The organism is Sphingopyxis selenitireducens (assembly GCF_051550705.1).
GTDB lineage: Bacteria > Pseudomonadota > Alphaproteobacteria > Sphingomonadales > Sphingomonadaceae > Sphingopyxis.
In genome coordinates this window covers 503134-515700 of the sequence record NZ_JBPULG010000002.1, presented here as the reverse complement: position 1 = coordinate 515700, position 12567 = coordinate 503134, and the positions used below count along the sequence as shown (strand labels likewise).

At 63.5% G+C, this 12567-nt stretch carries 11 protein-coding genes; 9 read left to right on the top strand and 2 right to left on the bottom strand.

Annotation, left to right across the window (positions count from 1 at the left end):
- Positions 1-103: 103 nt before the first annotated feature.
- The 4 genes from ACSYDV_RS08300 to ACSYDV_RS08285 all read left to right on the top strand — a co-directional run bounded on the left by ACSYDV_RS08300 (position 104) and on the right by ACSYDV_RS08285 (position 3860).
- Complete coding sequence (locus tag ACSYDV_RS08300) at positions 104-1444, top strand: peptidylprolyl isomerase (RefSeq protein ID WP_438323323.1); 1341 nt, start codon at positions 104-106, stop codon at positions 1442-1444.
- Complete coding sequence (pdxA, locus tag ACSYDV_RS08295; protein WP_438323322.1) at positions 1444-2463, top strand: 4-hydroxythreonine-4-phosphate dehydrogenase PdxA; 1020 nt, start codon at positions 1444-1446, stop codon at positions 2461-2463. The genes ACSYDV_RS08300 and pdxA overlap by 1 nt, the downstream gene beginning before the upstream one ends.
- Complete coding sequence (rsmA, locus tag ACSYDV_RS08290; protein ID WP_438323321.1) at positions 2460-3299, top strand: 16S rRNA (adenine(1518)-N(6)/adenine(1519)-N(6))-dimethyltransferase RsmA; 840 nt, start codon at positions 2460-2462, stop codon at positions 3297-3299. Before pdxA ends, rsmA begins: the two co-directional genes overlap by 4 nt.
- A gap of 114 nt (positions 3300-3413) precedes the next feature.
- Positions 3414-3860: a hypothetical protein gene (locus ACSYDV_RS08285; RefSeq protein WP_438323320.1), complete on the top strand. Its 447-nt coding sequence runs from the start codon at positions 3414-3416 to the stop codon at positions 3858-3860.
- A 261-nt stretch (positions 3861-4121) separates the two neighbouring features.
- Here the strand turns inward: ACSYDV_RS08285 and ACSYDV_RS08280 are convergent, their stop codons facing one another.
- On the bottom strand, positions 4122-4955 hold the full coding sequence (locus ACSYDV_RS08280) for an EamA family transporter (RefSeq protein WP_438323319.1): 834 nt from the start codon (positions 4953-4955) through the stop codon (positions 4122-4124).
- Positions 4956-5170: 215 nt separating this feature from the next.
- On the opposite strand from ACSYDV_RS08280, the gene moaC reads away from it, so the two are divergent.
- The 3 genes from moaC (at position 5171) to lexA (ending at position 7581) form a co-directional block, all read left to right on the top strand.
- Positions 5171-5644: a cyclic pyranopterin monophosphate synthase MoaC gene (moaC, locus tag ACSYDV_RS08275; protein WP_438323318.1), complete on the top strand. Its 474-nt coding sequence runs from the start codon at positions 5171-5173 to the stop codon at positions 5642-5644.
- On the top strand, positions 5641-6822 hold the full coding sequence (locus tag ACSYDV_RS08270) for a molybdopterin molybdotransferase MoeA (RefSeq protein ID WP_438323317.1): 1182 nt from the start codon (positions 5641-5643) through the stop codon (positions 6820-6822). Before moaC ends, ACSYDV_RS08270 begins: the two co-directional genes overlap by 4 nt.
- A 66-nt stretch (positions 6823-6888) precedes the next feature.
- The gene (gene lexA / locus ACSYDV_RS08265; RefSeq protein WP_438323316.1) at positions 6889-7581 is read left to right on the top strand and encodes a transcriptional repressor LexA; all 693 of its coding nucleotides are present in this window, start codon (positions 6889-6891) and stop codon (positions 7579-7581) included.
- Here lexA and ACSYDV_RS08260 read toward each other — a convergent pair.
- Positions 7535-9694, bottom strand: a complete 2160-nt coding sequence (locus ACSYDV_RS08260; RefSeq protein ID WP_438323315.1) for a ComEC/Rec2 family competence protein — start codon at positions 9692-9694, stop codon at positions 7535-7537. The two genes, lexA and ACSYDV_RS08260, sit on opposite strands and share 47 nt — an antisense overlap.
- 70 nt (positions 9695-9764) lie before the next feature.
- On the opposite strand from ACSYDV_RS08260, the gene gltX reads away from it, so the two are divergent.
- Complete coding sequence (gene gltX / locus ACSYDV_RS08255) at positions 9765-11219, top strand: glutamate--tRNA ligase (protein WP_438323314.1); 1455 nt, start codon at positions 9765-9767, stop codon at positions 11217-11219.
- 37 nt (positions 11220-11256) lie between these two features.
- Entirely contained in the window at positions 11257-12543 is a 1287-nt protein-coding gene (locus ACSYDV_RS08250; protein WP_438323313.1) for a citrate synthase, read from the top strand.
- The last annotated feature ends 24 nt before the right edge of the window (positions 12544-12567 follow it).

Sequence of the window (12567 nt, the reverse complement as noted above, 5' to 3'; positions counted from 1 at the left end):
ACCTAATCAGAGCCTCGTAAAAGGTCCCATTGGCGGATTGCGCTGGACCATCGGGCGTGTCCGCTGATACGGAGCAAGCCGTTATTTCTCGAATAGGGTAGCAATGACCAAATTTTCGACCATCATCGGCCTGATCGCCGTAGCGAGCGTCGGCGCGGCCCCAGTGCTGGCGCAGACCGTTGCCGATAACGAAGTCCCGACAACCAGCCTCGGCATTCCGGGTAATGTTCAGCTTTATGGCGATGCCAAGGCCAATGTCTATCGCCCTTCGGCGACGGTGAATGGCGAAATCATCACGGCAACCGACATTGCGCAGCGCATGGCGTTGATCCGTATCGCCAACAACAATGCCGAATTGCCGCCTGAGGAAGAACAAAGGTTGCGCAGTCAGGTATTCAGCAACCTGATCGACGAAAAGCTGCAGATTCAGGAAGCCCGGGCAGCCGAAATCTCGATCGACGAAAATCTGATCAACGAACAGTTTGCGCGCCTCGCACTGCGTTTCAAGCAGACGCCCGAGCAATTCACCACCTATCTGACGTCCAAGGGATCGTCGGCAGCCGCGGTGAAGCAACAGATCCGCGGCGAATTCGCGTGGGACCGCCTGTTGTCGCGCAACATTCAATCGACGACCAACGTCTCGACCGAAGAGGTGGAATCGGTCGTGCAGCGGATGAACGACGCCAAGGGACAGGATGAATTCCACCTCGGCGAAATCTATCTGTCGGCGACCCCCGACAATGCCGCAGCGGTGAACGAAAACGCCCAGAAAATCATTCAGGCGCTGCAGGGTGGCGGCAGCTTCGCCGCCTATGCGCGCCAGTTTTCCGAAGCTTCGACAGCGGTCGTCGGCGGCGATCTCGGCTGGGTGAAGGCCGGCCAGCTCCCGGCCTCGATGGCCGAAGCGGCTACGCAGATGCAACCCGGTCAGATGGTCGGCCCGATCGAGGTGCCGGGCGGTATGTCGATCATGTTGATGATCGACCGCCGTCAGGTGCTGACCGCCGATCCGCGCGACGCGCTGCTCAGCCTGAAACAGCTTTCGCTGGCATTCCCCGCAGGAACGACCCCGGCCCGTGCATCCGAACTGGCAAGTCAGTTCGCCGAAGCCACGCGCACCATCGCCGGTTGCGGCGCTGCCGACGCCGTGGCCCAGAAACTGGGTGCCGATGTGGTATCGCGCGACAATATGGCGATGCGCGCACTGCCCGCGCCGTTGCAGCAGACTTTGGTCAATCTGCAGATCGGCCAGACGACTCAGCCCTTTGGCGCGGCGAACGAAGGCATCAGCGTCCTCGTCCTGTGCGGCCGCGACATGCCGCAGACCGCGACGGCGCCCAATTTGCAGGAAATCGAAAACCGCCTGCTGGAAGAAAAGGTCAACAAGCGCGCCCAACGCTATCTGCGCGACCTGCGCCGGGACGCTGTGATCGAATATAGCTGATGCCCGGTAACAATCCTCGACGTCCGATCGCGGTCACCATCGGTGACCCGGCGGGGGTCGGCTCCGAAGTCACCGGTGGCGCCTGGATGGCGCGCCGCGAATATGATCTGCCTCCGTTCGTCGCCATCGGCGATATCGCCGCGATCGCGGCGGTATGGGACGGCCCGATCGCGCGCGTCGGCGACATGGAAGAGGCGCTGAGGACGTTCGACGATGCGCTGCCCGTCTGGCATCTGGAGGACAGCGGCCCGCTGACCCCCGGCACGCCGACTCCAGCGGGCGCCACCTGCGCGCTCCACGCCCTCGAGACCGGGATCGGGATGACCCGGACGCAGGCAAGCTGCGCGCTGGTTACCGGACCGGTGTCCAAATTCGCTCTGCACGGCATCGGCTATACCCACCCCGGCCAGACCGAATTCATCGCAGAACGCTGCGGCGTCACCGCAACCAATGCCGTGATGATGCTCGCCGGCCCCGGCCTTCGCGTCGTGCCGCTCACCGTCCATATTCCGCTGTCCGAAGTCACCGAACGGCTGACCACCGACCTCATCATCGCCAAGGCACGCGTCACAGCCCGTGCGCTCCGCCGCGATTTCGGTATCGCCGAACCGCAGCTGGCGATCGCAGGCCTCAATCCGCATGCTGGCGAAAGCGGCGATCTGGGCAATGAAGAAGCGCTGATCATTCAGCCGGCGATCGAGCAATTGCAAAGCGAAGGCATTGCTATCGACGGCCCGCTGGCATCGGACAGCCTGTTCGCGCCGCATGTCCGCACCCGCTATGACGCGCTACTCTGCTGCTATCATGATCAGGCGCTCGCACCGTTCAAGGCGCTGCACTTTCACGACGGGGTCAACCTGACCCTCGGGCTGCCGATCATCCGCACATCGCCCGACCATGGCACCGCATTCAACATCGCGGGCAAAGGTCTGGCCGATCCGCGGCCGACGATCGCCGCCATCGCGCTCGCCGCCTCGCTCGCCGCGAGCCGCGAACGCAACGCCGTTCCCGCCGCGTGACAGCCGAACCGACGCGCAACCTGCCGCCTCTGCGCGAAACCGTGCGCGCGCACGGCCTGTCGGCGAGCAAGGCGCTGGGACAGAATTTCCTGTTCGACGAGCAATTGCTCGACCGCATCGCCGCGCTGCCCGGCAATCTCGACGGCGCCACGGTGTTCGAGGTCGGCCCCGGTCCCGGCGGCCTGACGCGCGCGCTGCTCCGTGCCGGAGCGCGGGTGATCGCGGTCGAACGCGACGACCGCTGCCTGCCGCTGCTCGCCGAACTGGGTGAGGTTTTTCCGGGCCAGCTCCAGGTGATCGCCGACGATGCGATGGCGGTCGATGTCGACGCGCTGACGGGCGGCGAGCCTTATCATATCGTCGCCAACCTGCCCTATAATGTCGGCACCGCGCTGTTCACGCGCTGGCTCGAACCCAAAAGCTGGCCGCCGCGCTGGCAATCGCTGACCCTGATGTTCCAGGCCGAGGTCGCCGAACGGATCATCGCCAGACCCGACACCTCTGCCTATGGCCGGCTCAGCGTCCTTTCGCAGTGGCGCACGACCGCCAAAATCCCGATGCGCGTCCACCGATCGGCCTTCACACCGCCGCCCAAGGTGATGTCGGCGATCGTCCATGTCACGCCCGCCGACCAGCCCGAGGGCGTCAAGCCGGCATTGCTCTCAAAGCTCACCGAAAAGGGTTTCGGCCAGCGCCGCAAGATGCTGCGCCAGAGCCTGAAAGGCGTCGAAGGTGCGGTCGCCGCGCTGGAAACCCTCGGCATCGACCCCACCCGCCGCGCCGAAACGGTCACCGTCGCCGAATGGGTCGCACTGGCACGCGCCCTGAGCGTCTGAGGAAAGCGCTGGCGGGGTACGCGAAGCAACGTCAGATATGGGGTGGTAAGGTGACTGTCTGCTTCGGTGCGAGCATATGTAGAAACCGGACGCAAATGCTGGCAAAGTCAGTGTATGAAGCATGATCGCCTTTGCGCCATAGGGCATAATCTCGCAGATTCGATGGCCAGTGGCTTGGGGTTCGTGATTGGGCACTACCCCATGGATGTATTTGGCGAAGCGGCGTCATCTCCAGAAGCATTGATAGAAGTCGATTTTCTCAACGGTCGCGTTGTGCGTGGAAAACCGTCTGGCAGCTTCGAAGTCGCTGTCGCTCTCTTTGCGGAGGCTCTGCCCGAATTTTGTGATAGTAACGGGGCACAGGCCGCAGACTTCAAGGTCTTGTCTGCGACCTTCGATACAACCCCACTTGGGCAGCGAGTGTTACTTTTGGTAACCGACCAGAGTGGTCGTAGCTCTACAACCGAATATCAAGGTGTTCCGTTAAAGCGTATTCGGGTTTTAGACCGCCTCGGGCGCATCCGGAAAAAACCAAGGCAAGTCGGTGCCCTGATCCAATGAACGTCCGATAACAGGACGCTCTGGCAATCACTGGAATGGCGAAAATCGGTCGTTTCCGGACATTTCTAATTCGTCATCCCGGACTTGATCCGGAATCCATCCCTTCCACGCCGCAACAACGGACTCCGGAAGAAGTCCGGGATAACGATGAAAGAGATGATGATTCCGGTCACTTCGTCCGGATCGACAGCGAACGGCCGAAAAGGGACGGGAAGCCGGGCAAGCTCCCCAAAAAGCAAAAGCCGGCTTGCCCACGGGTCGTCACCCCGCCGAGAGACAGATTACGCCAGCCGTCACCATTACCGCGCCCAATATTTTCGGCACGGTCATCTTTTCGCCCAACACGAAGGCGCCGATCAGTGCTGCAAATAATATGCTGGTCTCGCGAATTGCGGAAACTCCGCCCATTGCGCTTTGGCTCATGGCCCAGATTGCAATGCAATAGCCGAGGGTGCTGAGTATCCCGGCGCCAACGACCAGCACGCCCTCTTTTCCACGCGGCAGGGCGGGAATGCGCTGCCGGATAACGACGAAGGACAAAGGGATGAACAGTCCCGCGGTGACAGCTTGCCAAGCGGCATAGCTCGGCGCGCTTTCCGACAAACGGACACCAAGTCCGTCGACGACCATATAGCTGGCGATAAAAATGCCCGTCACGAACGCCGCGACAGCCGATTTGGGGTCGGGGCGATTGCCTCCAAGCGCCAACAGGATGATACCCGAGGAGACACAGGCAATTCCTGCAAGCCCGGCGGTGTCGGGCAACTCACGGGCGATCAGGGCGGCACCGAGTGTGACAAGCAAGGGCGCGCTACCCCGCGCTATGGGATAAACGCTCGATAGCTCGCCATCACGGTAAGCCCGGACCAGAAACAGACTATAACCGATCTGCAACACCGAAGACAGGATGAGGTACGGCCAGCTTGGCGGCGCGGGCGCGCCTAGGGCCAGCGCGAAGGGAAAGGCCGCGATGGCCCCGACCAGACATATGACCGCTATGGACCAAAAGCGGTCCTTGCCATTTCTGACAATGGCATTCCAGATCGCATGGATGAGCGCCGAAGCGAGAAGCAGGCCGACGACGACAGGAGACATTTCGGCCTTTCGATAGCAACGCCATGTGAACAGCCGCCTATTGCGACGAGTCCGGACGAACAACAACCGTCCAGTTGTCCCTTGCCCGTGCCCGTCCGGTCGAGACCTGCACGAGAAGAAAAGCGCACGCTCCCCCCATATAGCCATCTCCCGGCACGCAAGGCCGCCCTATCGCCGCTTGCCTTTCCCCCCGCACCTTGCTTCGCTCCATCCGCATGACAAACAAACCGACTCACCTCGACGAAAGCGGCGCCGCATCTATGGTCGATGTCGGCGCCAAAGCCGCCACCCCGCGCCGCGCCGTCGCGGGTGGCCGCATCACCATGTCGGCCGACGCTCTGGAGGCGATCCGCACCGGCAATGCCCCCAAAGGCGATGTTCTCTCGACCGCCCGCATCGCGGGGATCATGGCGGCGAAGCGCACAGCCGACCTGATCCCGCTCTGTCACCCGCTCGCGCTCACCAAGGTGGGCGTCGAATTCGAATGGGAAGAAACCGGCATATCTGTCCGCGCCACCGCCGCAACGACCGGCCCGACCGGGGTAGAGATGGAGGCGCTGACCGCTGCTTCGGTCGCGCTGCTCACCCTCTATGACATGGCAAAGGCGCTCGACCGCGCGATGATCCTCGGCGACATTCGCGTGCTCGAAAAGAGCGGCGGTCGCTCGGGTGACTGGCGCGCCGAATGATATCGGTCGATGAGGCGCAGGCGCGGTTGTTTGCGGCCCGCGAACCGCTCAAGTCAGAGAATATCGCTTTGTCTGATGTACTTGGACGATATCTTTCAGACAATGTGACAGCGATCCGCGATCAGCCTGCCGCGCCCCTGTCGGCTATGGATGGCTATGCGATGCGCTTCGCCGACCTGCCCGGGCCATGGACCATCGTCGGCGACGTCGCCGCCGGGGCCGCACCGCCTCGCTCGATCGGCACTGGCGAAGCGATGCGCATCTTTACCGGCGCGATGCTCCCTGTCGGCGCCGACACGATTCTGGTTCAGGAAGACACGGCAACCGACGGAAAAAAGCTGATATTATCCGGCGAAGGCCCCCGCGAACGCGGCCGTCACGTCCGCGCCCGCGCGGGGGATTTTGCGAAAGGCGCGCATTTGCTGGGCGCCGGCGCGCTTCTCACCCCCGGCGCGATCGCCGCTGCCGCAATGGCGGGCGCGGGCTCCCTGAACGTCGGCGGGCAGCCGCGTGTCGCAATCCTCACCACGGGCGACGAACTTGTTCAGCCGGGCCGCCCGCTCGTCCCCGGCCAGATCCCGGATAGCAATGGCGTCATGCTCGCGGCGATGCTCGCCGCCGAGCCCGCGCTTGTCAGTATGCCGCTCCACGCCCGCGACGACCGCCACCTTCTCTCCAGCATTCTCAAGGATCTGGCACGCCACCATGACGTCATCGTCACCGTCGGCGGCGCCTCGGTTGGCGATCATGATCATGTCCGCGGCGCGCTCGAGGATGCCGGCGGCCGCATCGATTTCTGGAAGATCGCGATGCGCCCCGGCAAGCCGCTGATCGCAGGCACCATCGGCGACGCTGTTTTGCTGGGCCTCCCCGGCAATCCCGCGTCAGCTTTCGTCACCGCAACATTGTTCCTGTTGCCGCTCGTTCGCCACCTCGCGGGCGCACGCGATCCATTGCCGCCGATCCATCAGGCGCCGCTCGCCACCCCGCTGACCGCGGGCGATGGCCGCCGCGACTATATCCGCGCGCGACTCGATGCGGGCCGGCTTACGCCCTTCACCTCACAGGACAGCGGCCAGACCTTTCCGCTGATCGCCGCCAACGCGCTGATCATCCGCGAGATCGGCGCGCCGCCACGCGACCTCAGGGATATCGCCGATTATATCGCCATCCCTTGACAAGTTCCGCTCTGTTCCACTATCGTTCTCCTTATGTCCGGTATTTGGCATCATGGAGAATGAACGATGTTGACGGCGAAGCAGCATGAACTGCTCCACTTCATCCAGGAACGGCTCGACGCGGGCGGCATTTCGCCTTCGTTCGAGGAGATGAAGGAAGCACTTGGCCTCAAATCCAAATCCGGGATCCACAGACTTATCAGTGCCTTGGAAGAACGCGGTTTTCTCCGTCGACTGCCCAATCGCGCCCGTGCGCTCGAAGTACTGAAGGTGCCGGAGGCCGCAAAGGCAGCCAGTGCGCCGGTGCGCAATGATCGCGACAATATCGTTCCGCTGCGCAAACCCGCCCCCGCGCTGCGCCCCATCGCCGCGAACGACGTCATCGAAGTGCCGCTGCATGGCAAGATCGCCGCAGGCGTGCCGATCGAGGCGTTTGAGGATCACAACAACCTCGCCGTTCCCGCCGCGCTGCTTGGCGCAGGCGAACATTATGCACTCGAAGTGTCGGGCGACTCGATGGTTGAAGCCGGCATCTTCGACGGCGACTATGCGCTGATCCAGAAGGCCAGCACCGCGCGCGAGGGCGATATCGTCGTTGCACTGGTCGACGGGCAGGATGCGACGCTCAAATATTTCCGCCGCGAAGGCCAGATGATCCGGCTCGACCCGGCGAACAGCGCCTATGAACCGCAGCGCTACGCCGCCGATCGCGTCATCGTGCAAGGTCGGCTGTCGGGACTGCTTCGTCGTTACCACTGACCTGCGGCGGGCGGCGCCATGGATGTGCGTCGCCCGTTCGCAGCGCGGTGACGATGTGTGGATCGTCGCCCAGATAAATAGCGAGCCCGCCACTTGTCGCCAGGCTGTCCCGGTCGATCGTGAGCCAGCGAGCAACGCATTCGTGCGGCAACCAGCGATCGCTGATCACAACATCAGCGGCCGCGCACGCCGCCGCCATTTCCGTGCCCTCTATCCGATCGCGTCCGCGCGAGGCGAGGATGGTGCGTTGAACCGCACCCTCGCCCTGCCTCCAGCGGCAGAAGTCCCGGTTGCATTCGACATGATCAAGATCCGCAAGCGCAGCCAGCGGCGCATCGTGACCCGCCGCCTCGGCCATCGTGTCGCGGACATAATCGCCCGCGCGGTCGCGGAGCAGCGCATAGCCGCCGCCCGGCACAGCGACCGCAATATGCCGCCCATCGCTCGTCACCAGCAGATCGGGGCGAGGCTGCACGAGTAGCGCAGCTACACCGATAGCGAGCGGCACGAAACCCGCGCGGCGCCACCGCGTCTGCCAGAGAAGCAGCCATAGCCCGCCAAAGATCGCAAAGCCGAACCCCCAGCCAGGAAAGCTCGGCAACATCGCGACCGCCCCCGGCGCCGCCGCGACCGCGTGCGCAAGCGCGAGCAGCAAGTTTAGTGCCTGCCCCGCGATCCACCAGAAGGGGGCACCCAGCCCGACACTGTCGAACAGCAAGGCCAGCGCCTCGGCCGGCATGATGACGAAGGTGGTCAGCGGGATCGCGACGACATTGGCGAGCGCGCCATAAAGCCCGGCCTTGTGGAAATGAAACAGCGCGATCGGCGCCAATGCGACCTCGACCACCAGACCGGTGATCAGCAATCCGACAATGCCGCGCCCCAGCCGGATAACCCACGATTCCCCGCGACGCGCGAGAAATGCCCGCATCCAGCGGCTTTCGTGAAGCGCAATAATCGCGGTGACCGCAGCAAAGCTCAGCTGGAAGCTCGGCCCCGCAAGCGATTCAGGGCGCCAGATCAGCACGATCAGCGCACCCGCCGCCACAAGTCGCAAGGTCAAGGCCTCACGCCCAAGGAGGAAAGCGAAGAGGACCAGCAGCGCGGCGATGAAAGAGCGCAGCGTCGGCACCTCCATTCCCGCAAGCAAAGTATAGGCTCCGCCCGCAATCGCTCCGGCGGCGGCGGCGAGCGGCAGCACATATCCCGCAAGCGCCAGTCGCCGGTTGAGCGCCAGCAGACGCATCGTCAGCAGCATCGCGAAACCCACCACCGCGGTCACATGCAGCCCGCTGATCGATAAAAGATGCGCCAGCCCGCTGCGCCGCATCCCTTCTTCGTCGGCCTCCGCAATCGCACCGCGGTCGCCAGTAACCAGCGCCGCGGCGATGCCGCCCGTCGATCCCTCGAGCTGTTCGTGAATATGCGCGCTCAGCCGTGCGCGTAGCGGCGGTGCACGTGCGCCCCGTCCGTCGACCCGCGCAATTTCACCCAAAATCGTGCCAACTGCTCCGATGCGATCGAACCAGGCGCGCTGCGCGAAATCATAGCCGCCGGGCAAGCTCGCCGCGGGCGGCGGCATCAACCGGGCGCGAACGCCAATATCTTCGCCGGGCATGATGTCGCCTGCTCGCTCGCTGTCGGCCGTAAGCCGCATTCGTGGCGGCAGGTCCGACCGATCATGGGGCCGGACGATGAAACGAACTTGGCCGCGCGCCGGCAAGGGCTCCACGCGTTCGACAAAAGCGGAAAATTCGGTGGCAATCGGCCGTGCCAGCACCGGTGCTTCTACCCACAGCGACCGCGCCCAGATCAGCAATATTCCCGCCGCCATCACACCGCAACCGACAGCGATCACCCGTCCAACCCGGCTCTGCCAACCGATCAGCAGTCCGACGAGCGCGCCCGCGGCGAGCAACGACAACAGGCCGATCCAATGCGCCGCAGCCGGAAGGAAGAACCAGGAAGCCACCCCGGCGCCGAGCGCGACCGGCAGCCAAAGCCCGATCCGCTCACGCTCCGCCTCCAGCCGCGCTTCGAGTCCGTCGCCCAAGCTGCGCCATGCCGTAACCCACCGTGTGCCAATGGGCGTTTGAAGCTGCCTTGTCGCCATGCTAGGGGCTCCCCCGACCCCCGTCCCCGCACCTGTATCCGGGGCGACAGAGTGATTGAAAGAGAAGCTGGTGGCAACCGAAAACCAAGCAATTGCAGGCGAAGCGACTGGCGCCGATGTGGTGACGCGCTTTGCGCCCTCCCCGACCGGATTTCTGCATATCGGCGGTGCGCGCACCGCGCTGTTCAACTGGCTGTTCGCGCGCCATCACGGCGGCAAATTCCTGCTCCGCATCGAGGATACCGACCGCGCACGCTCGACCGACGCCGCGATTGACGCGATTCTCGACGGGATGCGCTGGCTCGACCTCGACTGGGATGGCGAGACGGTATTTCAATTCGCACGCGCCGACCGTCATGCCGCCGTCGCCGATGAATTGCTGGCCAAGGGCGAAGCCTATCGCTGTTATCTGACGCAGGATGAACTGGCGGCGATGCGCGCTGAAGCGCAGGAAAAGCGCCTTCCCTTCCGCGTTCGCAGCCCCTGGCGCGACCGCAACGATGGCGACCCTGCCATCCCTCACGTCATCCGCCTGCGCGCGCCGCAGGAAGGCGCCGTGACGATCAGCGACCGCGTACAAGGCGACGTGACCGTCCAGAATGCCGAACTCGACGATTTCGTTCTGCTGCGCAGCGACCGCACGCCAACCTATATGCTCAGCGTCGTCGTCGACGACAATGACATGGGCGTCACGCATGTTATCCGCGGCGACGATCATCTGAACAATGCTTTCCGTCAGGTCGCGCTGTTGCGTTCGATGAACTGGCGCGAACCCGTCTATGCCCACGTCCCGCTGATCCACGGTGCCGATGGCGCCAAGCTGTCGAAACGCCACGGCGCGCTGGGCGTCGATGCCTATCGCGACGAAATGGGATATTTGCCCGAGGCGGTGAACAATTATCTCCTGCGGCTGGGCTGGGGACATGGCGATGATGAAATCATCAGCCGCGCGCAGGCCGTCGAATGGTTCGACCTGGGCCATGTCGGCCGCTCACCGTCGCGTTTCGATTTCAAGAAGCTAGAGAATCTGAACGGCCATTATCTCCGCGAGGCCGACGATGCCCGCCTCGCCGCGCTGGTCGCACCCATGACGGGCAAACTCGTCGGCCGCGATCTGACCGCCGACGATCAGGCGTTGCTGACAAAAGCGATGGCTGCGTTGAAACCGCGCGCCAAGACGCTCCACGAAATCGCCGATGGCGCGACCTTCCTGTTCGTGCCCGAGCCGCTGACCTTCGACGAAAAGGCGGCGGCCGTGCTCAAGGACACGCCAGAGGGCATGTTGTCGTCGATCGCCGACCGCTTACGCGCGTTGTCGGACTGGTCGCCGGAATCGGTCGAAGCTGCCATTCGCGAGGAAAGCGAAGCTGCGGGCGTCGGACTCGGCAAATTGGCCCAGCCACTGCGCGCCGCGCTGACCGGGCGAACGATATCGCCGGGAATTTTCGACGTACTCCTGCTGCTTGGCCGCGATACCAGCCTGGCGCGACTTGACGCAGCGCACAATTTTCCGGCAGGGGCGTAGCCAATCACCGTCTCAGCCCATTGATAAGGGGAAAGCCATGACCGACCAGAACGCGAAAATCACTCTGGGCGACAAGAATATCGAAAGCCCTGTGCTGTCCGGCACAGTCGGCCCGGATGTCGTGGATATCCGCAAATTCTACGCCCAAACCGGTGCCTTCACCTATGACCCGGGCTTCACGTCGACGGCGAGCTGCGAATCGCAGCTGACCTATATCGACGGCGACGAGGGCGTATTGCTGCATCGCGGCTATGCGATCGGCGACCTCGCCGAAAACTCCAGCTTCATGGAAACCTGCTATCTGCTGCTGAACGGCGAGCTGCCGAACGCTGGCGAACTGGCATCGTTCGAAAACACGATCACTCGCCACACGATGCTGCACGAACAGCTTGCGACTTTCTATCGCGGTTTCCGCCGCGACGCGCACCCGATGGCAGTGATGTGCGGCGTCGTCGGCGCGCTCAGCGCCTTCTACCCCGACTCGACCGAAATCCACGATCCGCGCCAGCGCATGATCGCCAGCCACCGACTGATTGCGAAAATGCCGACGATCGCGGCGATGGCGTATAAATATTCGGTTGGTCAGCCTTTCGTCTATCCCGACAATTCGCTGAGCTACACCGGCAATTTCCTGCGCATGACCTTTGGCGTTCCCGCCGAGGAATATGTGGTCAACCCGGTCGTCGAGCGCGCGCTCGACCGCATCTTCATCCTGCACGCCGATCATGAGCAGAATGCGTCGACCTCGACCGTTCGCCTGGCGGGTTCGTCGGGCGCCAACCCCTTCGCGTGCATCGCGGCGGGCATCGCCTGCCTGTGGGGCCCTGCGCATGGCGGCGCGAACGAAGCCGCACTCAACATGCTGCGCGAAATCGGCACCCCCGACCGCATCCCCGAATATATCGCGCGCGCGAAGGACAAGAATGATCCGTTCCGCCTGATGGGCTTTGGCCACCGCGTGTACAAAAACTACGATCCCCGCGCGACGGTGATGCAGAAGACCGTGCGCGAAGTGTTCGACGCGCTGAAGGTCAGCGATCCGGTGTTCGAAGTCGCGCTGCAGCTTGAGGAAATGGCGCTCAACGATCCCTATTTCGTCGAGAAAAAGCTGTTCCCGAACGTCGACTTCTATTCGGGCGTAATCCTGTCGGCCATCGGTTTCCCGACGACGATGTTTACCGCGCTCTTCGCACTCGCCCGCACCGTCGGCTGGGTCGCGCAGTGGAACGAAATGATTTCGGATCCCGCGCAGAAGATCGGCCGCCCGCGCCAGCTTTACACCGGCCCGACGCATCGTCCCTATGTGGCGGTCGACAAGCGTTAAGCTTTCGATTTAAAGCGAATTTCC